17 protein-coding genes are annotated in these 21,761 nt (G+C 68.6%); 2 read left to right on the top strand and 15 right to left on the bottom strand.

The features are described 5' to 3' along the window. Nucleotides 1-37: 37 nt before the first annotated feature. The 7 genes from HNR09_RS08150 to HNR09_RS08120 all read right to left on the bottom strand — a co-directional run bounded on the left by HNR09_RS08150 (nt 38) and on the right by HNR09_RS08120 (nt 7,897). Nucleotides 38-1,204, bottom strand: a complete 1,167-nt coding sequence (locus HNR09_RS08150) for a Gfo/Idh/MocA family protein (RefSeq protein ID WP_179541582.1) — start codon at nt 1,202-1,204, stop codon at nt 38-40. Beyond that, nucleotides 1,201-2,058, bottom strand: coding sequence for a ThuA domain-containing protein (locus tag HNR09_RS08145; protein WP_179541581.1), 858 nt, complete (start codon nt 2,056-2,058; stop codon nt 1,201-1,203). Before HNR09_RS08145 ends, HNR09_RS08150 begins: the two co-directional genes overlap by 4 nt. 53 nt (nt 2,059-2,111) lie before the next feature. Further along, nucleotides 2,112-2,924 carry a carbohydrate ABC transporter permease gene (locus tag HNR09_RS08140; RefSeq protein ID WP_179541580.1) on the bottom strand — a complete coding sequence of 271 codons (813 nt, stop codon included), beginning with the start codon at nt 2,922-2,924 and terminating at the stop codon, nt 2,112-2,114. Between the two features lie 7 nt (nt 2,925-2,931). After that, nucleotides 2,932-3,930, bottom strand: coding sequence for a carbohydrate ABC transporter permease (locus tag HNR09_RS08135; RefSeq protein ID WP_179541579.1), 999 nt, complete (start codon nt 3,928-3,930; stop codon nt 2,932-2,934). Further along, complete coding sequence (locus tag HNR09_RS08130) at nt 3,927-5,213, bottom strand: sugar ABC transporter substrate-binding protein (RefSeq protein ID WP_179541578.1); 1,287 nt, start codon at nt 5,211-5,213, stop codon at nt 3,927-3,929. Before HNR09_RS08130 ends, HNR09_RS08135 begins: the two co-directional genes overlap by 4 nt. Before the next feature lie 115 nt (nt 5,214-5,328). Continuing rightward, a complete protein-coding gene (locus tag HNR09_RS16480; RefSeq protein ID WP_179541577.1) occupies nt 5,329-6,336 on the bottom strand; it encodes a LacI family DNA-binding transcriptional regulator in 1,008 nt (335 codons plus the stop codon). Between the two features lie 121 nt (nt 6,337-6,457). Next, nucleotides 6,458-7,897: a GntR family transcriptional regulator gene (locus HNR09_RS08120; protein WP_179541576.1), complete on the bottom strand. Its 1,440-nt coding sequence runs from the start codon at nt 7,895-7,897 to the stop codon at nt 6,458-6,460. Nucleotides 7,898-8,169: 272 nt separating this feature from the next. On the opposite strand from HNR09_RS08120, the gene HNR09_RS08115 reads away from it, so the two are divergent. After that, nucleotides 8,170-11,763 (top strand): bifunctional proline dehydrogenase/L-glutamate gamma-semialdehyde dehydrogenase, encoded by a 3,594-nt coding sequence (locus HNR09_RS08115; protein ID WP_179541575.1) that lies wholly within the window; start codon nt 8,170-8,172, stop codon nt 11,761-11,763. 288 nt (nt 11,764-12,051) lie between these two features. Here the strand turns inward: HNR09_RS08115 and HNR09_RS08110 are convergent, their stop codons facing one another. The 5 genes from HNR09_RS08110 to argH all read right to left on the bottom strand — a co-directional run bounded on the left by HNR09_RS08110 (nt 12,052) and on the right by argH (nt 17,534). Beyond that, the gene (locus tag HNR09_RS08110) at nt 12,052-13,164 is read right to left on the bottom strand and encodes an ABC transporter ATP-binding protein (RefSeq protein ID WP_179541574.1); all 1,113 of its coding nucleotides are present in this window, start codon (nt 13,162-13,164) and stop codon (nt 12,052-12,054) included. After that, nucleotides 13,161-13,970: an ABC transporter permease gene (locus HNR09_RS08105; protein WP_179541573.1), complete on the bottom strand. Its 810-nt coding sequence runs from the start codon at nt 13,968-13,970 to the stop codon at nt 13,161-13,163. The genes HNR09_RS08110 and HNR09_RS08105 overlap by 4 nt, the downstream gene beginning before the upstream one ends. Before the next feature lie 4 nt (nt 13,971-13,974). Then, the gene (locus HNR09_RS08100) at nt 13,975-14,796 is read right to left on the bottom strand and encodes an ABC transporter permease (RefSeq protein ID WP_179541572.1); all 822 of its coding nucleotides are present in this window, start codon (nt 14,794-14,796) and stop codon (nt 13,975-13,977) included. Nucleotides 14,797-14,850: 54 nt separating this feature from the next. Further along, on the bottom strand, nt 14,851-15,924 hold the full coding sequence (locus HNR09_RS08095; protein WP_179541571.1) for an ABC transporter substrate-binding protein: 1,074 nt from the start codon (nt 15,922-15,924) through the stop codon (nt 14,851-14,853). Between the two features lie 140 nt (nt 15,925-16,064). Then, entirely contained in the window at nt 16,065-17,534 is a 1,470-nt protein-coding gene (gene argH / locus HNR09_RS08090; protein ID WP_218881905.1) for an argininosuccinate lyase, read from the bottom strand. Nucleotides 17,535-17,637: 103 nt separating this feature from the next. On the opposite strand from argH, the gene HNR09_RS08085 reads away from it, so the two are divergent. Next, entirely contained in the window at nt 17,638-18,972 is a 1,335-nt protein-coding gene (locus HNR09_RS08085) for an aminotransferase class I/II-fold pyridoxal phosphate-dependent enzyme (protein WP_179541570.1), read from the top strand. A 231-nt stretch (nt 18,973-19,203) separates the two neighbouring features. On the opposite strand, the gene HNR09_RS08080 is transcribed toward HNR09_RS08085, so the two are convergent. The 3 genes from HNR09_RS08080 to lysS form a co-directional block, all read right to left on the bottom strand. Next, nucleotides 19,204-19,506 carry a histone-like nucleoid-structuring protein Lsr2 gene (locus HNR09_RS08080; protein ID WP_179541569.1) on the bottom strand — a complete coding sequence of 101 codons (303 nt, stop codon included), beginning with the start codon at nt 19,504-19,506 and terminating at the stop codon, nt 19,204-19,206. 353 nt (nt 19,507-19,859) lie between these two features. Then, nucleotides 19,860-20,084 (bottom strand): hypothetical protein, encoded by a 225-nt coding sequence (locus tag HNR09_RS08075; protein WP_179541568.1) that lies wholly within the window; start codon nt 20,082-20,084, stop codon nt 19,860-19,862. Nucleotides 20,085-20,149: 65 nt separating this feature from the next. Beyond that, nucleotides 20,150-21,730, bottom strand: coding sequence for a lysine--tRNA ligase (lysS, locus tag HNR09_RS08070; protein WP_179541567.1), 1,581 nt, complete (start codon nt 21,728-21,730; stop codon nt 20,150-20,152). Between the last annotated feature and the right edge of the window lie 31 nt (nt 21,731-21,761).

The raw sequence follows: 21,761 nt of genomic DNA, 5'->3' as shown, positions 1-21,761 counted from the left end.
GGGACGCCCGACGACGACGCCACGCCCCGCCCCTGCCTCACACCCTCGCCCCGGCGGTGAGCGCTCCGCGCACCGAGGGCCAGGCGGCCAGACGCTCGCGCACCTCGTCGCGGGATTCTCCGGCGAGCGCCTGCCGCCAGGCGTTCTCGAGGATCTCGTCGACCCTCACACGCCCGCCGCGGGACGCGGACTCCACGGCGGCCTCGACCATGGCCAGGCTCATGATGTTCTCGTGCACCTCCCCCATGGGCGTGACGACGCCGGCACCCTCGCTCCGCCCCGGGGCGGCGCCGGCTCCCGCGGCCAGTGCGTCGAGGAACTCGGCCAGCGCCCCGGCAATGCCCTCGCCGGGCACGGTGCCGACCTCATCGAGGACCGCCTCATCCAGAGCCCCTTGCTCCGCGGCCCCTTGCTCCAGGGCTTCGACCACCGGCTCGTGGTCGCCGTCCCAGGTGGCGGTGCCGCGCTCTGCGGAGAGGCGCCAGCTCCCGTTCCAGGAGGTCTCCTGCCCGGGACTGCACCAGCTGCCGGTGTAGACGAACCGTGCGCCGCCGTCCATCTCGAAGATCGCTGTGGCCGCGGCGTCGCCGTCATACCAGGACCAGGGCGGGTTGAACTCCTCGCAGTACACGGACACCGGCTCTGCGCCGAGCAGGAATCGTGCGGTGTCAAAGGGATGGATGGCCATGTCCAGCAGCAGCGGATGCAGCATCCGCTCCCGGAACCCGCCGAATCGCGGGGCCTTGAAGAACTCGGTCACCAGTGCGCCCGCGACGCCCAACCCTTCGGCCTGCGCCCGCAGGCTGAACAGCTGGGGGTTATAGCGGCGCGACTGGCTGACCATGAACAGCTGCCCGGTCACCTCCGCCGCGGCGGCCAGTGACAGCGCCCGCGGGAGGGTGTCCGCCACGGGCTTCTCGCTGAGCACCGGCAGCCCGGCGAAGAGCGCCGCGGTGGTCACCGGGTGGTGCGCCCGCGGGATGGTCACGTTGACCACCGCCTGCGCCCCGGTCTCCTGTGCCAGTGCCACGGCGTCGGAACCGACCCGCACGTCCGTCCGCCCCGCCTCGACCAGAGCGGCGCGCGCGGCGTCGAGATCGAGGTCGACGACGCCGGCCAGCTCGGCACGCGGCTCAGCCTCGATGGTCTGCAGCCAGGCGCGGCCCATGCCGCCGGCGCCGACGAGGATCAGCGGGATGCTCATGCGTGCGCCTCCTCGGACGGCGCCGGGGATTGCGCCGGGGATTCGGCGTCGGACTCCATCGGCCCCTGGTACCCGTGGCCGGTGTAGAAGTCCTCGGTCTCGTAGCGCAGCAGGGTCGGCGTGGTGCGCTCCGGCCGGTGGGTGACGGCCCACTGCACCCCGTTGGAGATCACCCGGCGCACCCCTTCGTGGAAGTAGGTGGGGAAGTCCTGGTCGCCGGGGCGGAAGTAGAAGATCTTCCCGTAGCCGCGGCGGTAGGTCATCCCGGAGCGGAACACCTCCCCGCCGGAGAAGGTGGAGAGGAAGATCAGCTCGTCGGGGGCGGGGACGTCGAAGTGCTCGCCGTACATCTCGTCCTCGTCGATGATCATCGGGTGCGGGATGCCCTGGGCGATCGGGTGGGTGGGGTCCACCGTCCAGATCAGCTCACGGTCGTGCTCGGTGCGCCAGCGCAGCGTGCAGGTGGTGCCCATGAGCTTCATGAAGATCTTCGACCAGTGCCCGGAGTGCAGCACGATCAGCCCCATGCCCTCCAGCACGTGCCGGTGGACCCGCTCGACGACGTCGTCGGCCACCTCCCCGTGGGCGGCGTGGCCCCACCAGACCAGCACGTCCGTGGAGGCCAGCACCTCCTCTGTGAGGCCGTGCTCGGGATCGTCGAGAGTGACGGTGCGGACCGCGGAGGCCTCGCCGAGGTTGTTCCGGATGCCCTCGGCGATCGCACCGTGCATGCCCTCCGGGTACCGGGCCGCGACCTCCGGCTCGGCCTGTTCGTGACGGTTCTCGCCCCAGACCGTCACCTGGACGGGCCGGGCGAAGGTCAGGGCGGGGGCGGGCTGATCAACAGATGTCATGGGTCTATCCTTCATGATGTGGGGATTCTTCTCAGGTCTCGTGGCCAGACGACTCACTTCACGGCTCCTCCCGTGGCCCCGGCGGCGACGTACTTCTGCGCCACGACCAGCAGGACCAGCGCGGGGAGCGAGGCCAGCACCGCCGTCGCCATCACGGAGCTCCAGTCGTTCACATAGGCGCCCAGGTAGTTGTAGATACCGAGGGTGACGGGCCGGACCTCCTCCGTGGTGGTCAGTGTCAGGGCGAAGAGGAAGTCGCTCCAGGTGAACAGGAAGGTGAAGAGTCCGGAGGTGATGATCGCGTTGCGGCTCACCGGAACCACCACGGAGAGAAAGGCGCGCACCGGCCCGGCACCGTCCACATGGGCGGCCTCCACCAGCGCCGGCGGCAAGGAGCCCATCAGCGCCCGACAGATGAGGATCGCGAAGGGGATCCCTGAGGTGGAGTCGGCCAGGATGAGTCCTGGGATGGAGTTGAGCAGGCCGATCTCCGCATACACGTTGTACAGGGCGTTGGCGATCACGATCCCGGGGATCATCTGACTGATCAGCACGGCGAAGAGCAGGTAGTCGGCCCAGCGCAGGCGGAACTGGACCAGGGCATAGGCCGCCGGCACCGCGATGACCAGGGAGAGCACCACGCTCCCCAGCGCGACCATGAGGCTCGTCATCAAGTTGCCGCCCTGTTCGTCCAGGGCGGTCCGGTAGCCGGAGAGGTCGGGGTTCAACGGCAGCCAGGCGGTGTCCACGGTGGCCCCTCCCGGCTGCAGGGAGGCATTGACCATCCAGTAGATGGGGAACAGCAGGACGATGATGATCACCAGTCCCATGGCGGTATTGAGCTTGGGGTGTCTGACCGTGTTCATGAGCACCTCACTCGTCGACGGGACGCCGGTTCAGGCGCAGGTAGATGACCGCGAACAGCAGGGAGATGAGGATCAGGATGTTGCTGACCGCAGCCCCCTGCCCGAAGTCGAACGTGGCGAAGGACAGCTGATACGCCTGGGTGGCCAGGGTCTGGGTGGCGTTGGCGGGGCCTCCCCCGGTCAGCCCGAGGATGATGTCGAGGACCTTCAGCGTGTAGACGACCCCCAGGACCAGCACCACCGAGACGACCGGGCGCAGCATGGGCCAGGTGATGTGGCGGAAGGCCTGCCACCTGCTGGTGCCGTCGATGGACCCCGCCTCATAGAGCTCCTGCGGGATGGTCTGGAGGCCGCCGTGCAGGATGACAGCGTTGAACGGGATGCCGATCCAGATGTTCACCACGATCACGGTGAACAGGGCCAGATCGGTGCTGGAGAGCCAGGGGATCCCTGAGTCGATCAGCCCGGATCCCATCAGCACCCGGTTCAGCGCACCGGAGTCCGTGTCGAGCAACCACTTCCACACGGCACTGGCCACGATGAGCGGAATGAGCCAGGGCAGCAGGATCAACGACCTCAGCGCCCCGGAGAGCGGGAACCGGCGGCGGAAGAACAGCGCCAGGCCGAGGCCCAAGACGAACTGTCCCAGGATCGAGCCGACGGTGAAGATCACGGTGTTCGCCAGCGCCGTGCGGAACAGCGGGCTGCCGAGCACCTCGGTGTAGTTGGCCCATCCGGCCCACGGCGCCTCATCCGTGAAGAAGGTGGTGATGGTGTAGTGCTGGAACCCCATGATGAGGTTCTGGATGACTGGGTAGCCGAAGAACAGGACCATGTAGATCACCGCCGGACCGAGGAACAGCGTGGCGACCAGACGCTGCCGCCATGCCCTGCCCCGTGCGGAGATCCTTGGCGGGCGGACCGCCGTGACCTGCGCTCCGCCACCCGTGGCACGGTCTGCCGGCGGCGTCGTCGTCCTGTGCGCGTGGACGTCTGTGGTGCTCATACGTACTCCTCCGCCTGGTCGAGGGCCTCGGCCGGATCGGCCTGGCCGGAGAGGGCCAGCTGAAGCGCGGTGTACAGGGCGGTGGCCGTGGTGGGCCAGTTCTCGCCCAGCTGCGCGGTGCGCGCCCGCGCCTCGGGGATGAGGTCGACGAAGGTGTCCATGTCCGGACGGCGCTGGAGGTAGGCCTCCGTGAGAGCTGGTCGGCCGGGGACTGTGAATCGCTGCTCGGCCATGGAGAGGATGCTCTCGTCCGAGAGGAACTCGGTGAGCACGGCGGCCGCGAGCTCCTCCTTGGCGCTGTCGCCGGTGGCAGGCACGGTCCAGGCCTCGCCACCCAGGGGTGCGACCGGCGCCTGCGCGGAGTCACGGACGGGGAGCATGACGATCTCGTACTCGAGATCCTCGATGCCGGAGAGTTCAGGAAGCTGCCAGGGGCCGTTGACCATCATGGCGGCGCGTTCGGCGACGAATTGGTCCTTGACATCGGCCTGGCCCCAGTTCAGCACCGAGGACGACGCCGATCCGTCCTGGACGAAGCCGGACACCAGCCCCAGCGCCTCGGCGGCCTCTTCCGTGGCGATACTCCGCTCGTCGGCCCCGTTGGACCAGAAGAAGGGCAGGAACTGCCAGGTGCCCTCATAGGTGGCGTTGCCGCAGAAGGCGATGCCGAACCTGCCGTCCGCTGTGAGCTCGGCCGCGCAGCCCCGAAGCTCGTCCCAGGTGCGGGGGTAGTCCAGCCCGACCTCTTGGAACATCGCGGTGTTGCAGAACAGGGCGATGGTGTTGACGGTGGGGACGACGCCGTAGACGTCTCCCTCATACGTCCCGGCCTGGAGGACGCCGTCGTGGTATCCCTCGGTGGGGATGCCCAGCTCGTCGAAGGAGCGCAGCGCGGTGGTCGCCGCGATCTGCTGGAGGTCAGGGTTGTCCAGCATCAGAATGTCCGGAAGCGTGCCCGAGGACCCCTGCTGCAGAACCCGCTGGATCAGCGACTGGCCCGAGACGGCGACCCGCTGGAGCTTGACCCCCACCCGGTCCGCCGCGTCCTCCAGAGCCCCTCCGATGATGCCGTAGTCCGGGTCGTTGGAGTAGGAGTCCATGACGCGGAGAGTGTTCGCCGGGACACGGCCGGAGTCGCCGCAGGAGGTCAGCAGGGCGGCCGCAGGGGCCAGCAGCCCGGCGGCGAGCACACTCCGCCGGCTCAGGCCGCTCGTGCGAGAGTTCCCCGGCGAGGGCGCTCCGCGGTGGATGCCGCGCGGTGCGGCGGGAAGGTGTCGTGGCATGGGACATCACCTATCGATACGTATCGACAATGGGCGGACGGCGATCTGACGGATCATTCGGCTCCTTCTGCGACGAGATGTTCTGGTGTGGGGCGGCTGGACGCCCCAGCGGCTCTCAGCCCGCTCTGGTGGACGCGCGGCGGACCAGTTCCGCGGGGACGACGTCGACCCCCTCCTCCGCTCGCCGCCCCTGCTCGATCAGCGAGAAGAGGCGACCCGCCACCCTTCGGGACACATCACGCGGCTGCGTGGAGACCGCGGTCAGCGGCACGGACTGCTCTTCCGCCTCGGCCTCGGTGCAGAGCGCGACGACGTCCACGTCCCGGCCCGGGACCAGCCCGCGGGCCGCCAACGCGCGCATGCCTGCCGGCAGACCGCTGGTCATGATCACGCCGGTGCGGCCACCATCGGCGTGCAGCCCGGCGTCGATCGAGGAGGCGAAGCTGCCCTCCGCGGGAGTGGGATGCCACTCGACCGGGAGGCCGCGGGCCTGCGCGGCGTTCCGCACGCCTCGGGAAAACCGGACGATGTAGTTGTAGTCGCGCGCGACGGATTCGGCGCTCCAGCCGAGCACGCTGACCCGCGCGCTGCCCAGCCCGGCCAGCTCCTCCACGAGCAGCGAGCCGGCGGACTCGAAGTCGAAGTCTGCGCACGCCAGGCCGCTGGGATCCTCCGGGACGCCGATGAACATGACCGGGAAGTCCAGGTGGCGTGCGGCCTCTGCCCGTTCATCATGGGCCGTCACCTGCATCACGACCGCCGCATCGCACAGGGACCGACCGGTGATCCGCCGAAGACCTTCGATGCCTTCCTCGGCCGTGACCAGGAGGACGTCGCAGTCGTGGCGGCGCGCCGCGAGCACGAACTCCTCGACGAAGGCCATGAGCTGGCCCGCGTCGTAGGCCGAAGCGAAGGGCATCACGATCGCGATGGTGTTCGTCCGGCTGCCGGCCAGTGCCCGGGCGCCGGCGTGAGGCTGGTAGTTCAGCGTGGCCATCGCCTCCTCGACACGCCGCAGCGTCTCGGCGGAGATGGACCGCTTCCCCGACATCACATAGGAGACCGTGCTCTGCGAGACGCCCGCGAGCCGCGCGACGTCCTTGCTGGTCGGACCACGGCCCACGGCTCCACTCTCCCTTCCTGGCGGCTGACGGAGGGTCGATGCGTATCGACTCCCGTGACGACAGCAGTGACTCTAGTCACATGATTCGACGCTGGCAACCCCGGAAGGCATGCCCGGGCCGTCACACCCGGCTCAACCGGGCCCACAGCTCGGCGTCGAAGGCCTCGGGTGCGAGAGCCGACATGTGGCGCACCGCATTGTCGAGCTTGCCGCGCCAGATCCGCACTGCATCTTCCGCCCGGCCGGCGAGGAGCTCGGCCATGAGTCGTCGGTCGTCGTGGACGATCCTGTCCACCGCGGGCGTGTAGTCCAGCTGCAGCACCGAGATGAACATCCGCACCCGAAGGGTGAGCGCGTGGAAGCTGCGCGCGGACTGGTCCAATCCTGCCGCGTCGGCCAGCTCCTGCTGAAACTGCAGGTCAGCCTGGTCGACGTCCGCGCCGATTCCCTCCCGCGCAGCGGCCTCCACCGCGCCCAGCGCCAAGCGGGCCGACAGCAGCCGATGCCGGGGCTGCACCGCGCATCCGCGCAGCAGGACCATCCCCACGTGCAGGCGGGCCGCGTACAGGTCGATAACATCGGCCCCGGTGACCTGCGGGACGCTGAAGCCCCCCGCCCCGGAGGCGAGCAGTCCGTCATCCGCCAGCCGGCGCATCGCGGCACGGACGGTGCCGGCGCCGAGCCCCAGGCGCGAGGCCAGCGGCGCGGCGGTGATCCGGTCTCCCGGACGATATCCGGCGTTCATGATCTCCTTGCGCAGCGCGATCGCGATCTGCTCGGTCACCGAGAGCTGGGCATGGGGCAGCCACCGGCTCGCTCGCCCCGGGGCCGGGTATTCCGGCACGGCCAGTGATTCTGAGTCAGAATGGTGGCGACTTGCTGAGGGACCTCCTCGCCGCCAATCCACCCCGTGCAGACCACGGCCGGCCCGGGCGGCCAGCTGCTGCAGCAGGTCCCCGGGCACGGCATCGTCGCCAGACAGACACTGGTCCAGCAGAGATGCCACCTGCCCGGTGAAGTCCTCCCAGGTACCGCGCCCCGGCCTCCACACCGCGTCCAGCCCCGCAGGGCCACCCACATGCTCACCCACGACGTCGGCCGCCGAGCCAGCATCCTTCGGCGCACCTGCCTCATCCTCCCTCTGCGCGAGAGACCCATCCCCCGCGATCGGCCAGTCCCGCGCCCCGGAGACCTGCAGCGCCGCCATCAGCGCCGCGGCCCGGCGGCTGAAGGCCGTGGGCCGAGGCACGGCGCCGCGCAGCTCCTCCGCCACGGGCCTGAACTCCACCCGGATCATGGGAAAGCTGACCTGCACCCGCTGCACCTGGAGCGGCGTCGCCGACGCTCCCCCGGCAACACCGTCCCAGCCGCCGTCCACGCCGCCCGCCCGGATCCTGCGGAACGCCCGGGAGACCACCGCCTGGCTCAGCCCGGTCAGCTCGGCCACACGCCGGGTGGAGAACTCCGAGGTCCTGACCCGCGGACCGGCGGTGGCCAGCACGCTGGCCACGATCTCATCGGCGGTCTCCTGGATGCGGGGCCTGCCCCGTGATGAAGCCATGACACTATTCTGACTCATCCCGGGCCGTGAGGGGTCGATCACTCTTCCCTCCCAGGACCCTCCGTCCCACACTGGCAGGGAGAGACCTTCGAGCACCTGTCGGACGGCACCTCCTGCGGGCCCGACCCGGGCGTGACCTCACCCCTGAGGACAGGCCTCCAGCGGACTTCCGCCCGGCCATGGTCGGCCTCCGGAGGATCTCCGGACCACCGGGAGGCCGCGGGCTCGGCCGCCGGCGTTCGACACCCCCACCACGACCAGAGCGAGGCATCATGACGGCAGACCTGCAGGACACCCCCACCCCGGCCGCCGACGGCTTCGAGCCGATCCCCGAGGCGTCGGCGGAGCTCTCCGCCGTCGCCGACGCCGCTGTCGAGAAGGTCACCCGGTGGCTGGAGACCACCCAGACCTCCGGCGCCAAGCCACACGCCTCCGCGGAGAGGCTCTCTGCGGTGCTCTCGCACCCTCGCGGCCTGGACTTCACCGTCGGCTTCGTGGACCGCGTGATCCGCACCGAGGACACCAAAGCCGCCGCCCAGGCGCTGGCCGAGCTCGGCGAGATCGCCCCGGACACCCTCTCCGCCCTGGACCGCGCCCAGATCAGGGCCGGCTCCGCGCTGGGCCGTCTGCTGCCCGACGTCGTCGTCCCCGCCGCCCGCGCCCGGATGCGCTCGATGGTGGGCCACATGGTGGTCGACGCGCGGGACAAGCCGTTCGGCAAGGCCGTGCACACCATCACCAAGGACGGCCACCGGCTGAACATCAACCTTCTGGGCGAGGCTGTGCTCGGCGAGGCCGAGGCGGACAAGCACCTCGACGACACCCTGCGACTGCTGCGTCGCGACGACGTCGACTACGTCTCCATCAAGGTCTCCTCCATCGCCTCCCAGCTGTCCATGTGGGGCTTCGACGAGACGGTGGACTACGTCGTCGATCGCCTGGTGCCCATGTACCAGGAGGCCGCGAAGGCCCCGGCAGGCTCCACGTTCATCAACCTGGACATGGAGGAGTACCGCGATCTGCACCTGACCATCGCGGTGTTCAAGCGGCTCCTCTCCCTTCCGGAGACCAAGAACCTCGAGGCCGGCATCGTGCTGCAGGCCTATCTGCCCGATGCACTGGCCGCCATGCAGGATCTGGCCGGCTTCGCCGCCGAGCGTGTCGCCGACGGCGGCGCCGGCATCAAGGTGCGGCTGGTCAAGGGGGCGAACCTCGCCCTGGAGACCGTCCACGCCGAGGTCGCCGGCTGGCCGCGCGTCGTCTGCGAGTCCAAGGAGGCCTCGGACGCCAACTACAAGCTGGTGCTGCACTGGCTGCTCACCCAGGAGAACATGGCCGGGGTGCGCCTCGGCGTGGCCGGGCACAACCTCTTCGACATCGCCTTCGCCCACCTGCTGGGCGTCACGCGCGGCGTCAGCGAGCGTCTGGAGTTCGAGATGCTGCAGGGCATGGCCGCCGAGCAGGCGGAGGCGGTCAGCACCGACGTCGGTCAGCTGCTGCTCTATGTGCCCGCCGTCCGCCCGGCCGAGTTCGACGTCGCCATCTCCTACCTGGTGCGCCGACTGGAGGAGAACGCCTCCTCCGAGAACTTCATGTCCGGGATCTTCGACCTGGCGCCGGGCAGTGAGATCTTCCGCCGCGAGGAGGAGCGCTTCCGCGCCTCGCTGGGAACCCTCGGGAGCATCCTGGAGGCCCACGGCCACCTGCCGCCGGCGCCGCAGCACACCCAGGACCGCCGCGAGGAGGACCTGGACATCGCTGAGGCCGCTGCGGCGGCCCCGGACTACGCGGACGGCATCCCGGAGTTCACCAACGAGCCGGACACCGACCCCTCGCTGCCGGCCAACCAGGCCTGGGCCCGTGAGGCCATGGAGCGCGCCGCCCAGCCGGGGTGGCTGGAGGCCCAGCCGGTGCCGGAGCAGATCTCCGCCGACGACGTGGACGGGCTCATCGCCGGTGCCCGCGCCGCGGCCGCCGAGTGGGCCGCCCGGCCGGCCGCCGAGCGGGCTGCCGTCCTGTACCGCACCGCCGACATCCTGGCCTCCCGCCGTGGGCATCTGGTCTCCATCGCCGCCGCAGAGGTGGGCAAATCGGTGGCCCAGTCCGACCCTGAGGTCTCGGAAGCCATCGACTTCGCCCGTTACTACGCCCACCGGGCCCTAGAGCTGGAGCAGGTCGAGCACGCCGAGTTCACCCCGGATCGTCTGGTGCTGGTGACCCCGCCGTGGAACTTCCCGTTGGCGATCCCAGCCGGCTCCACGTTCGCGGCTCTGGCCGCCGGGGCCGCGGTGGTCCACAAGCCCTCGAAGCCGACCCCGCACTGCTCCATGGCGATCCTGGAGGCCCTGTGGGAGGCCGGTGTGCCCCGAGAGGTGCTGCACGGGGTGTACCCCGACGAGCGCCAGGCCGGGAAGAAGCTGGTCAGCCACCCCGACGTCGACCGGGTCATCCTCACCGGCGCCTCCGAGACGGCCGCGATGTTCCGCTCGTGGCGGCCGGAGATGCAGATCAACGCCGAGACCTCGGGGAAGAATGCGCTGGTCATCACCCCGTCCGCCGACCGCGACCTGGCCGTGGAGGACCTCGTGAACTCCGCGTTCGGGCACGCCGGGCAGAAGTGCTCGGCCGCCTCGCTGGGCATCCTGGTCGGCAGCGTCTACGACTCCGAGCGGTTCCGCCGGCAGCTGGTGGACGCCGCCTCCTCCCTGGTGATCGACTGGCCCACGAACCTCTCCGCCACGGTGGGTCCGCTGACCGAGCTGCCCAGCGACAAGCTGCAGCGGGCGCTGACCACGCTGGAGGAGGGCGAGTCCTGGCTGGTGGAGCCCCAGCCGCTGGACGACACGGGCAAGCTGTGGTGCCCCGGCATCAAGGAGGGTGTGAAACCCGGCTCGTTCTTCCACATGACTGAGGTCTTCGGACCGGTGCTGGGCCTGATGAAGGCCAAGGACCTGGACGAGGCCATCGAGCTGCAGAACGCGGTCGACTTCGGACTCACCGGAGGCATCCACTCTCTGGAGCCCAAGGAGGTCCGCACCTGGCTGGAGCGGGTCGAGGCCGGGAACGCCTACGTCAACAGGGGCATCACCGGCGCCATCGTCCAGCGCCAGTCCTTCGGCGGATGGAAGCAGTCCTCCGTGGGCCTGGGCTCGAAGGCCGGCGGCCCCAACTACGTGATGCTCTTCGGACAGTGGGCCGACGCGGCCGACGCCACGACGGCGACGCCGACGGCCGCCAACAGTGGGGTGGCCTCCGTGCTGGGCGCGGTGGAGGACAAGACGCTGCTCGATGACGGCGATCTGGGCTGGCTTCGCACCGCCGTGGCCGACGACGCCCGCTGGTGGGCGCGTGAGTTCGGAGTCGGTGTGGACCGCACGGGCCTGGAGGCGGAGGCCAATGTCTTCCGCTATGTGCCCGAGGCGGTGCTGCTGCGCGTGGGCGCCGACGCCCGGGCCCGCGAGGTGGCCCGCACTCTGGCCGCGGCCGCGGCCGCCGGCTCCGAGGTGGCGGTCTCCTATGACCCGAAGGTCGCCAAGGACGTGAAGAAGACCGTCAAGGCGCTGGCCTCCGAGCTGGGCCTCTCCACCCACAGGGAGGACGTGGACGCCTTCACCGCCGCCCTGGCCGACGGCTCCCATGACACCGGGGTCGGCGTGCGGGTCCGTGTGCTCGGCACCTTGGACCAGACCGTGCGGGAGGCCCTGGCGCCGCGGCCGGAGGTGGCGCTGCTCGACGACGCCGTCACCGGCTCCGGACGGGTGGAGCTGCGCAGCTGGGTCAAGGAGCAGGCGATCTCGATGACGCTGCACCGCTTCGGCAACCCGAGCCCGGCCTTCCACCAGCTGGCCGACGAACTGAAGGGCTGAGGCCGGGCCGTGCGCCGCGGCGCCGCCTCCCCTGCTAGGTGGTCGCTCCCCATCATAGAGAGGCGCCCGGCGCCGGTTCTGGGCGACAGGGAGCGACCACCCGTTGGGGGAGGCGCGCACAGGTGGGCAGGAGATGTCGCTCTATGCGTCCTCTGGGGCCTGGGAGCAACGGGCAGTGACCACCCTTCAGAGGAGAGCCGACACGGGTGGCCGTCAGACATCGCTCGGCTGGAACCCTGGTGACGCTCCGCGAGAGCGGCAGGCCCCTCCGCGGGCCCGGGCCCCGGCTCACGAGGTGATCAGTCGCAGCGCCGTTGCATCCTTCCAGTAGACGGCAACCTCCTGGCCCTCCTCCACCGCGGTGTCGTTGGGGGCCACCACGTTCAGCTCGACCTGCTCCCCGTCCTCGCCGGCCTCCGCGGGACCAGAGAGCCGCACGATGTATTTCAGGGAATCACCCAGGTAGATCTTGGTGGCCACCGTGCCCTGCAGCTGCCCATCCACGGCGGGCCCGGGGTCCATGAACAGCGCCTCGGGCCGCACGGAGAGCCGTACGGAGTCCCCCTCCGCCGGCACCAGCTCCGGTGCCTGCCTGTCCGCTGCGGCCAGCACCGTGATCGTTCGGCCCTGGACCGAACGCACGACGACGCCCTCGACCGTGCTGCCGGCGACCGTGGCCGGGATGAAGTTGTTCTCCCCGATGAAGTTAGCCACGAAGTGACTGTTAGGCGACTCATAGAGCCGCTCCGGGGTGTCGAACTGGACCAGGCGGGAGTTGTTGAGCACCGCGATCCGGTCCGACATCACCAGCGCCTCTTCCTGGTCGTGGGTGACGAAGATGATCGTCACCCCGGTGACCTCCTGGATGCGCTTGATCTCCAGCTGCACGTGGGCCCGCAAGTTCTTGTCAAGGGCGCCCAGCGGCTCGTCCATCAGGATCAGCTCGGGCTGGAAGACCAGCGCGCGGGCCAGGGCCACCCGCTGCTGCTGCCCGCCGCTGAGCTCGCTGGGCTTGCGCTGGGCGAAGTCCTGCAGCTGGACCAGGGCCATGGTCTCCTCCACGGCCTTGCGGATCTCCTTCCGGGACCGCTTACGGATCTTCAGCGGATAGGCGATGTTCTGGAACACCGTCATATGCGGGAACAGGGCATAGTCCTGGAAGACGAAACCCATGTTGCGCTTGCTCGGTGGCACCGAGGAGATGTCCCGGCCGTTCAGCTCGATGCTTCCCGCGGTGGGCAGGTGGAAACCGGCGATCATTTGCAGGATCGTCGTCTTCCCCGAGCCGCTGGGACCCAGCAGAGTGATGAACTCACCGGCCTCGATGGAGAGGTCCACGTCCTCCACGGCGGTGAAGTCGCCGTATTTCTTAGTGAGGCCCTTGAGCTGGAGAACCGTCATGACTGCTGTCCTCTCTTCTTCTCAGTCCGGCTGGTCAGGCTCTGCACGAGCACCAGCAGGAAGGCCATGACCACGATGATGATGGTCGAGACCGCTGAGATGGTCTGGTCGAAGTTGAAATTGAGCATTCCCCAGATCTGCGTGGGCAGGGTCACGATGCCCACCCCGCCCAGGAAGAGCGGGACGAGCAGCTCGTCGAAGGAGAGCAGGAAGCTGAACAGCGCCCCGCTGACCATGCCCGGCACCATCAGCGGGAAGACCACGCGGAAGAAGGTGGTCAGCCGGGAGGCTCCCAGGCTCATCGAGGCCCGCTCCAGGTTGGCGCTGACCCCCTGCAGGCTGCTGGAGATGGTCACCAGCACGATGGGGAAGGTGATCACCGTGTGTCCGAGGACCACGGTGAACAGGTTCCCGGTCACCCCCAGATCGGAGAAGTAGAAGTAGAACGCGATCGCCAACACCATGGTCGGTACCACCAGCGGGGTGATGAGCAGTACATAGGCGATGTCCTTGCCCTTGAAGGTCCCCCTGGTCAGCGCGTAGGCGGCCAGGGTGGCCAGCGCGGTGGTGAGCAGCGCGGTCAGCGAGCCGATCTGCAGGCTCGTGACCGTCGCCGTCATCCACTGGCTGGACTGGAAGTAGTTCGCGTACCAGTCCGTGGTGACCCCCTGCACCGGCAGGGTCAGCGAGCGCGCCTCGTTGAAGGACATCACCATGATGACCAGCATCGGGGCGCTGATGAACAGCAGCACCCCGGCGATAAACAGCCGGAACAGCAGCTTCAGCAGGCGGTTCTCGATCAGCATGGCGTCACCGTCCTCCCCACAGCAGCTTCAGCGGGACCACCCGGGAGGTCACCAGCAGGGCCACCACCGTCACGATGAGCAGCGCGGTGGCCAGCGCCGAGGCGAAGGGCCAGTTCAGCAGGTCGTTGACCTGGACCTCCATGAGCTGGGCGATCATCACCTCGTTCCGGCCTCCGATCAGCGCCGGGGTGATGTAGAAACCGATGGACTGGATGAAGACCAGCAGGGAGCCGGCCAGTACCCCCGGCAGCGTCAGCGGCGCGTAGACCTTGAAGAAGGTGTACCTGTTGCTCGCGCCGAGGCTCCTAGAGGCCTTCAGGACGTTGTCCGGGATGGAGCGCATCACCGCATACACCGGCAGGATCATGTACGGCATGAGGATGTGCACCATGCCGATCACCACCGCCTGCTCGTTGTACAGCCAGGTGGAGGTCTCCTGCCTCCCGAGCAGCCCCAAGATGTAGTTGACCAGCCCGCCGTCGCCGAGCACGCCCATCCAGCCGTAGCTGCGGATGATGATCCCCAGCCACATCGAGATGAGCACGACGCCGAAGAGCAGCAGCTTCACCTTCGAATAGACCGCGTAGTAGGCGAAGGGGTAGCCGATCAGCAGGCTAAACAGCGTCACCCATAGGGACACTTCGATGCTCCGGAGGAAGACCCGCAGGTACAGGTCGGTCTGGAAGAGCGTGGCGTAGTGGCTCAGCGTGAAGCCCTCCGGCCCCTCGAAGCTCAGCGAAAGCAGGCTGATGAGAGGGTAGAAGTAGAAGACGATCATGAAGAGGAACACCGGGAGAATGAGCCACAGCTCAGGGGATCTCCGCATCAGCCTCATCCTGATCACCTCCTTCCCGACTGGTCGTCATCACAGGTCACCGGTCTACTGCTCGAGCTTCCACTCGGCCCAGACCTCTTCCATCTCGTCGCGGTGCTCGCCCCACCAGTCACCGTGGTTGTACTGGACCATCTGCTCGAAATTCTCCGGGTAGGTGATCATGTACTGCTCCATCTCGCCGTCGACGTGCTCGAAGGAGTCCTCGTGCACCGGGCCGGCCCCGGTGACGTTGGCGTAGGCCGCCTGACGCTCCGGGGCGGAGATGAACTCGAGGAACTGGACGACCTCATCGCTCATCTGCCCGGAGGGCACGGTGAAGTAGTCCATGGCGTAGAGGCCGCCGTTCCAGGCGATGTCCAGGGGCACGCCCTCGGCGATCAGCGGGGCGGCCTGGGTGGCGAAGACCTGCCCGATGACGGCCTCGTTGTCGGCCAGCAGCTGGACGCCCTCGGCCCCGGAGTCCCAGTAGGTCGCGATCTCGCCGTCGAGCTCGCCGATGTGGTCCAGCGCGGAGTCGATGTCGATCGGGTAGAGGTCTTCGGGCGCGGTGCCGTGGGCCATCAGCGCGGCCTCGGAGCTGGCGCGCAGGTAGTCCGGCATGGTCCGGGAGCCGGGGAAGTTCTCGGTGTCCCAGAAGTCCTCCCAGTTCTGGGGAGCGTCGTCGAAGACATCGGTGCGGTAGACCTGGGTCCAGCCCCAGTAGTAGGCGGCCACGCCTTCCTCGCGCTGGGCCTCCTCGGGGATGCCCTCGAGCAGCTCCTGGTCGAAGTCCTCGTAGGGGAGCGGGTCGAGGTAGTCGCCGTCGGCGTTGAGCGCGTCGATCGCCGCGCCCTCCAGCAGGGCGAGGTCCCATTCGACGTTGCCGCTGTCCACCTGGGCCTTCAGCTGGGCGGAGGCCGGCGGGGTGACCTCGACAATCTCGATCCCGGTCTCCTCAGTGAAGGGCTCGTACCAGTGCTCGCGCTGGGCCTCGGTGCCGGAGCCGCCCCAGGAGGCGACGACCAGCTGGCCGTCCCCGCCGCCTTCGGCGGAGCCGTCGCCGCCGCAGCCTGCCAGCAGCAGGAGGGCGGAGAGCGCCGGGATGGAGTAGATCTTCCTGTTCACGGTGCGGGTGTTCATCGTTCTCCCTCTCCTCGGTTGAGTGATCTCAGTGGTGCGGGGTGCGTCACGCCCTACGCAGTGCGGAAGCTGCCGCGGGCCGCGCCATGCGGCGGGCGGGAGCCCACGGTGCAGCTGCGCACGTGTGCGGGGCTGTGCGGTCAGGCCAGCTGCAGCGCCCCGTCCCCGGCCAGCCGGGCGCGCAGTCGGGCGATCTGCTCCAGAACCCGTTCGGGCTTGGTGGATCCCCGGGAGTCCCGGGCGGCCAGCGCCCGGTCCAGGTCGGCCGCGGCGAGGATCTCATCGTCCAGCCGGGGATCGACGCCGGCCAGCTCCTCCGCGCTGAGCCCACCGAGGTCTCTGCCGGTTTCCTCGCAGAGCTGGACGAGGTCCCCGACGATCTCGTGGGCCTCCCGGAAGGGCACGTCGCGGGCGGCCAGGGCGTCGGCGACCTCGGTGGCCAGCGAGAACCCGGCCGCGGCCTGGGCGCGCATGGTCTCGGGGTGGACGATCATCGAGCGCACCGCCCCGGCCATGGCCGGCAGCACCAGGTTGACCAGGTCCACCGCCTGCAGCACAGCGGCCTTGTCCTCCGCCATGTCCCGGTTGTAGGCGGTGGGCAGGCTCTTCTGGACGGCCGTGAACCCGGTGGCGATTCCCAGCATCGTGCCGGCCTTGCCGCGGGCGAGCTCGGCGATGTCGGGGTTCTTCTTCTGCGGCATGATCGAGCTGCCCGTGGCGTAGCTGTCGTGCAGGGTGATCCAGCGGAACTGGGCAGAGGCCCACATGATCTGTTCCTCGGCAAGGCGGGAGACCGAGATCATCATCTGGGCGAGCACGGAGAGGAACTCCCCCACGTGGTCGCGGTTGGCCACAGCGTCGATGGAGTTCTCGTAGCTGGAGGAGTAGCCAAGGTCTTCGGCCATGAGTTCGGGGTGGGAGGTCACCCCGGAGCCGGCCAAAGCTGCCGCTCCCAGGGGGGAGACGGCGTGGCGGGCGTCCCAGTCGGTCAGCCGGTGCAGGTCCCGGGCCAGCACTTGAGCATGGGACATCAGCTGGTGACCGAAGACGATCGGCTGGGCGATCTGCAGGTGGGTCATCCCGGGGCAGACGGCGTGGGCGGTCTGCTCGGACTGCTCCAGCAGCGCCTCGACGAGGCCGCGGCACCCGGCGTGGATGCGCCGGGCCTCCTCGCGCAGGAAGAGCTTGAGGTCGTTGGCCGTCTGGTCGTTCCGGGAGCGGCCGGCGCGCAGCTTGCCCCCGGCGGGCCCGCAGCGGGCGATGAGCTCGTTCTCCAGAAAACCGTGGACGTCCTCGCTGGAGGGGTCCCGCTGGAGGCGTCCGGCCCGCCAGTCCTCCTCGATGCCATCCAGTGCGGCGAGGATCTCGCTCTCCTCGGCCGCGCTGATCAGGCCCACCCTGGCGAGCTCGCGGCAGTGGGCGCGGGACCCGGCCAGGTCCTGGGGAACCAGCCGGAAGTAGTGGTCCGGAGCGGCGGAGATGGCGGTCAGCGCGGGGGCCGGCGGAGTCTTGAACCGGCCTCCCCACAGTGTGCCCTCACGGGTCTTCTGCTCCTCAGCCGCCCGGGCTGTGGAATTCTCCGCCGCCGGCCTACCGCCCACTGATGCCACGGACCTGTCCCCCCTCGTCGTCCTTGGCCGTGGGATGCACGGCCTCGATCATGTTTAGGACGAGCTTAGAGGGGGTAATGTTTCAAAACGATGGAGTTATCTCATGAATGATAAATACCAGATCATCGCCGCCCTGAACGCCCGGGGTCCGCTCCACGACGGGCAGGCCCTGGCCGACGCCGTGCTGAGCGCCGTGCGGACCGGTGACATCCCCGAGGGATCGCGGATGCCGACCATCGTCGAGGTCGCCGAGGAGACGGCACTCTCGACGGCGACGGTGAGCCGGGCCTGGTCGAGTCTGGGGCAGCTGGGGGTGGTGCGCACCAGGCGCCGGGGAGGGACCGTCGTCGTCCGCCCCTCCCCTCCCACCGCATATCGGCACCGGGGGCAGGAGCAGACCAACATCACCCACTACCTCTCCGCGGGCTACCCGGACCCGGAGCTGTTGGTGGAACTTCCCCCGCTGCTGCAGAAGGTGGCCCATCGCACCGATTACGACGGATACGCGGCCAAGGACAGGATCAGCAGCACCCTGTTCGACCGGATCATGGACACCGCCGACCACAGGCCGGAGTCCGCGCTGATCTACACCGACGTCATGGCGGCGATGTACGACATCCTGCGGGTCCTGGTGCCCAAAGGACGGCCCATCATCGTGGGCGAGCCAGACTTCCCGCTCTACGCGCTGATCCTGAGGCAGCTGGGGCTGAAACTGTTACCCGTGCCGCTGGGCCCGCACGGCTACGACCTTGCCCGACTCGAGGAAGGGCTGCAGGCCGGGGCCAGCACCATGCTGCTGCAGACTCGGGTGCAGAACCCCACCGGGCTGATGATCCCGAATGAGAACGTCCAGGGGATCGCGGACCTGCTCCTGCGCCACGATGGCCTGGCCCTGGAGGTGGACCACCACCTGGGTCTGGCCCCGGAGGCATCCGTGCGCCTGGCCGCGCTGGCGCCGAGTAACACCCTGCTGATGATCTCCTACGGCAAGGTCCTGCACCCGGACATCCGAGTGGCCCCGCTGCTGGGGCCCGAGGACCTGCTCTACCGGATCAGCACCACGCGGATGGGTTCCTGGGTGAGCGCGCTGAACCGCAATCTCCTCGAGGCCGCGCTCACCGACCCTGAGGCCGACGCCACGATCGACCGGGCCCGGAAGGAGTACGCGCGGCGAAGGACGATCTTCACCGAGGCCTTCGCCCGTCGAGGGTTGGAGGTGGAGTCCAACGCGGGGGTCAACATGTGGCTTCCGGTGCGCAGCGAGGAGGCCGTCCTGGCGCGGCTGGCGGAGAAGGGCATCTCGGTCTCGGCCGGACGCGAGTATTCCCACGGCGGGTCGCCGGTCAGCCACATCTACCTCTCGCTGGGCCTGGCCGGGGCGGATCCGCGCTGGATCGCCGAGGCCTGCGCCGAGGCTGCCCTGGAGGGCGGGAACTGAGACTCCAGCCCCAGCGGGCAAGCTTCACCCGGGATGCTTCACCTGCACGGATAGGGACCGGCACCGAAAGGGACCGGCATGGTGAGACACCGGAATCATGGGAAGCCACCAGCAAGAAGTCCCGTGCTTCGCCAGAAAGGTGGTGTCCTCGCCCGTTGGGGCGATGAGAAAAGGCGGGTGGTGACGATCACGTCACGCACCCGCCTTCTCTGCTCGCAACAGTTGAGAGCCTCAGCGCTTCTTCGCGTTGCGGTAGGCCTCGACGATGTCACGGTGCAGACGTCCGCGGCTCGAGACCTGGTAGCCGTTCTTCACGGCCCACTCACGGATCTTCCGTGCCTCGTTCTGCGGTGACGGGGGCGCGATCGCCCGACCCTTGCGGATGTACTTCTTCAGCAGCTCGCGCAGTTCCTTGGCATGTTCGTCGCTCAAGTCGATCTCATAGAAGCGCGAATCCAGACCGAAAGTCACGGTCTCTTTCGCCTCGCTGCCATCGAGGTCATCCACCAAGACGACTTCCACTTTCTGAGCCATAAGCACCTCACTGATCAACTCGCCGTCGAACGCGAGATCACACTGCAAGGCCTCGCGAACCGACTGCTGGGATTCTCGGCGTACGTCCAGGTTTCACGCGACGCTCAGAGTTCATGAAGCGCGTGCTTCTCAGGGACGCCTCAGTGTGAGTGAAGCACTTTCCCCTGAATCCTTCCCCTGACATACACCCATGTCGCTTCAAGTGTTTCAAGAAAAAGCAATTATCGTCAACCGAGGATCATTCAGGGTTCTCCCAGGAAAGCAGAGAAAAGAATGCATCGCCCAACCCGCCGCTGGAGACAGCACAGGGCCCGACAGTCAGAGGCGACTGTCGGGCCCTGTGCGCGAGACGTTCAGGTGCGTGGTGAGCCAGCAGTGCCGGGCGAGACAGCCGAACCGGCCCGATCCCCGTCATGACGCGGCTCCTCGGCGTCGCCGAGGATCTCCTCACGCACGTCGGCCTCCATCGCGCGCTCCTTCCGGTCGGCCCGGAAGATGGCACGGATCGCCAGCCAGAAGATGAGACCGACCCCGATGGACGGGGTCAGCACCTCGAAGTAGGTCCAGAAAGTCTCCATGTCATTCCCTGCCTATGCTCAGGTTCGGTCCACGATTATGACACTGTGGGTCATCCCAGAATTCATCACCGCTCCGCGCCGACGTTCTCCGCGGCCGGTTCCACGGCGTCAGAACCAGCCTCGGAAGCCTCCGGCTTCAGCAGCGGGAACAGGATCGTCTCGCGAATTCCAGCCCCGGTGAACAGCATCACCAGACGATCGATACCCAGGCCGATGCCGCCCATGGGCGGGGCCCCGTATTCCAGCGCACGCAGGAAGTCCTCGTCGAACTGCATCGCCTCGTCATCGCCTCCGGCGGCCATGCGGGACTGCTCCATGAGTCGCTCGCGCTGGATCACCGGGTCGATCAGCTCTGAGAACGCGGTGCCGCGCTCCATCCCTCCGATGATCAGGTCCCAGGCCTCGATGACGCCGGGCTTCTCCCGGTGTGCGCGGGCCAGCGGCTGGGCGGCGGGCGGGTAGTCGCAGACGAAGGTCGGCTGGATCAGCGTCGGCTCGACGATCTCGCCGAAGAGCTCGATGACGAGCTTCTGCGCGTCCCAGGCGGCGTCGACCTTCACCTCGTGACGCTCCGCGATGCTCCGCAGAGTCTCGACGTCGGTCTCAGGGGTGACCTGGACCCCCACGGCCTCGGAAAGGCCCGGATACACTCCGACCCACCTCCACTCACCGTCGAGGTCGATGACGCCTTGCTCCGTCTCGATCTGGCGTCCCGCCCCCACGGCGTCTGCGGCGTTGAGGATCATCTCCTGCATCCGGTCGGCCATGGTGTACATGTCCGCCCAGGCCTCGTAGGACTCCAAGGTGGTGAACTCCGGGGAGTGCGTGGAGTCCACGCCCTCGTTGCGGAAGACCCGGCCGATCTCGAAGATCCGGTCGATCCCGCCGACCACCGCGCGCTTGAGGTACAGCTCCGTGGCGATCCGCAGGGTCATGCCCTGGTCGAAGGCGTTCAGATGGGTGGCGAAGGGCCGCGCCTGGGCCCCGCCGTGGATGAGCTGCAGCATCGGGGTCTCAGCCTCGACGTACCCGTGACCGTGCAGGGTCTCACGGATGGACCGGGTGATCGCCGCACGCTGATAGACCATCTCACGCGCCTCGTCACGCACGATCAGATCCGCGTAGCGCTGACGGACCCGGGTCTCCTCGTTCAGCTCGGCGTGCAGCACCGGCAGCGGCCGGATGGCCTTGGAGGCCACCTCGAAGCTGCTGGCCATCACGGAGAGTTCGCCGCGGCGGGAGGCGATCACCTCCCCGGTGACCTGCACGTGATCCCCCAAGTCCACCAATGACTTCCAGCGGGCCAGGGCGTCCTCGCCGACCTCGGCCAGGGAGAGCATGGCCTGCAGCCGGGTGCCGCGCCCCTCTGGGCCGCCCTCCTGCAGGGTGGCGAAGCACAGCTTGCCGGTGTTGCGGACGAACATCACGCGGCCGGTGACCGAGACGGTCTCCCCGGTGGAGGCGCCGGGCTCCAGGTCCGGGAAGCGCTCACGGACCTCCGCCAGGGACGCGGTCCGCTCCACCGCCACCGGGTAGGGCTGACCGCCGTCGGCAAGCAGCCGGGCGCGCTTGTCCATGCGCACGGCGCGCTGATCGTTGGTGTCGATGTCCTTCGTACCGGATGCGGCGGGGTTCTGAGCACTCACGGTGTGCCATTCTACGCGTCGCCGCAGCGGC

Origin of the sequence: Nesterenkonia xinjiangensis, from assembly GCF_013410745.1 — a bacterium.
Taxonomy (GTDB): Bacteria; Actinomycetota; Actinomycetes; order Actinomycetales; family Micrococcaceae; genus Nesterenkonia; species Nesterenkonia xinjiangensis.
This window is presented reverse-complemented; position numbering and strand designations above follow the sequence as displayed.

What these genes read in the sequence shown, in the direction of transcription:
- HNR09_RS08095 (WP_179541571.1), bottom strand. Translation starts at nt 15,924, where the DNA reads ATGAACACCCGCACCGTGAACAGGAAGATCTACTCCATCCCGGCGCTC.
- HNR09_RS08110 (WP_179541574.1), bottom strand. Translation starts at nt 13,164, where the DNA reads ATGACGGTTCTCCAGCTCAAGGGCCTCACTAAGAAATACGGCGACTTC.
- HNR09_RS08145 (WP_179541581.1), bottom strand. Translation starts at nt 2,058, where the DNA reads ATGACATCTGTTGATCAGCCCGCCCCCGCCCTGACCTTCGCCCGGCCC.
- HNR09_RS08150 (WP_179541582.1), bottom strand. Translation starts at nt 1,204, where the DNA reads ATGAGCATCCCGCTGATCCTCGTCGGCGCCGGCGGCATGGGCCGCGCC.
- HNR09_RS08105 (WP_179541573.1), bottom strand. Translation starts at nt 13,970, where the DNA reads ATGCTGATCGAGAACCGCCTGCTGAAGCTGCTGTTCCGGCTGTTTATC.
- HNR09_RS08130 (WP_179541578.1), bottom strand. Translation starts at nt 5,213, where the DNA reads ATGCCACGACACCTTCCCGCCGCACCGCGCGGCATCCACCGCGGAGCG.
- HNR09_RS08140 (WP_179541580.1), bottom strand. Translation starts at nt 2,924, where the DNA reads ATGAACACGGTCAGACACCCCAAGCTCAATACCGCCATGGGACTGGTG.
- HNR09_RS08115 (WP_179541575.1), top strand. Translation starts at nt 8,170, where the DNA reads ATGACGGCAGACCTGCAGGACACCCCCACCCCGGCCGCCGACGGCTTC.
- HNR09_RS08080 (WP_179541569.1), bottom strand. Translation starts at nt 19,506, where the DNA reads ATGGCTCAGAAAGTGGAAGTCGTCTTGGTGGATGACCTCGATGGCAGC.
- HNR09_RS08100 (WP_179541572.1), bottom strand. Translation starts at nt 14,796, where the DNA reads ATGCGGAGATCCCCTGAGCTGTGGCTCATTCTCCCGGTGTTCCTCTTC.
- HNR09_RS08085 (WP_179541570.1), top strand. Translation starts at nt 17,638, where the DNA reads ATGAATGATAAATACCAGATCATCGCCGCCCTGAACGCCCGGGGTCCG.
- HNR09_RS08075 (WP_179541568.1), bottom strand. Translation starts at nt 20,084, where the DNA reads ATGGAGACTTTCTGGACCTACTTCGAGGTGCTGACCCCGTCCATCGGG.
- HNR09_RS08120 (WP_179541576.1), bottom strand. Translation starts at nt 7,897, where the DNA reads ATGGCTTCATCACGGGGCAGGCCCCGCATCCAGGAGACCGCCGATGAG.
- HNR09_RS08135 (WP_179541579.1), bottom strand. Translation starts at nt 3,930, where the DNA reads ATGAGCACCACAGACGTCCACGCGCACAGGACGACGACGCCGCCGGCA.